This window comes from Stenotrophomonas sp. STEN018, assembly GCF_056760235.1.
The window spans coordinates 1-615 of sequence record NZ_JBRREK010000145.1 but is presented as its reverse complement, the minus strand read 5'-3'; the positions used below and the strand labels follow the sequence as shown (position 1 = coordinate 615).

Below are 615 nucleotides of genomic sequence, written 5' to 3'. Positions count from 1 at the left end.
GTTGTACAAGCAGGGCAGCGTTGGCCATGGGTTATGCAATTGGCTGCAGCCGCCTAACGGTTCATTCAAGCCGAACCCGCTTCGCGGGTCGGCTTAATTCCAGAGTTAGGCTCCAATGCTCAATGTCCTCAGACAAGCTTGTTACGACGGGGGCACCCTGCGGCATGTACGCGAGGCGTCTCTAGATCCTGGCTCCCCACGCATCGCTGCGATAGAGCTGCAGTTTGATGCTCTCACTATTACGATCGCTGCCGTGAGCGACGATGATACGGTGCAGATCCTGCCCGGACCAATACAGACCGCCTCACGCCCTGGCTCCGGCCCTTTGTGGCCTCTTTGCGTTGGAAAATCTTTGCAATGGGCATGGCTCATGACCAATCAGCAGGGCTACACAGACGGCGTTAGGCTTGAGTTTGGTGAATCAGACAATCCAGAATCGGTCTTGGTAGATTTGGTGGTGGCTGCTTCCGGGCTCGATTCATTCCAAGCCGTCCCGGTTGGGGCCTAACAATTCATTCAAGCCGAACCGGTAGCTCCTTCGCTTTAGTGGACACCCTGACCTAACGATCAGGAGTATCCCAATGCCCCGTCCAGGCCCCAGAAGCACCTATCGCT

Annotated in this window: 1 protein-coding gene; it reads left to right on the top strand. The window is 56.3% G+C overall.

Annotation, left to right across the window (positions count from 1 at the left end; all coding sequences use genetic code 11):
- The first annotated feature begins 115 nt into the window (after window positions 1-115).
- Window positions 116-508, top strand: a complete 393-nt coding sequence (locus tag ACVOMB_RS21100) for a DUF6334 family protein (RefSeq protein WP_481532942.1) — start codon at window positions 116-118, stop codon at window positions 506-508.
- The last annotated feature ends 107 nt before the right edge of the window (window positions 509-615 follow it).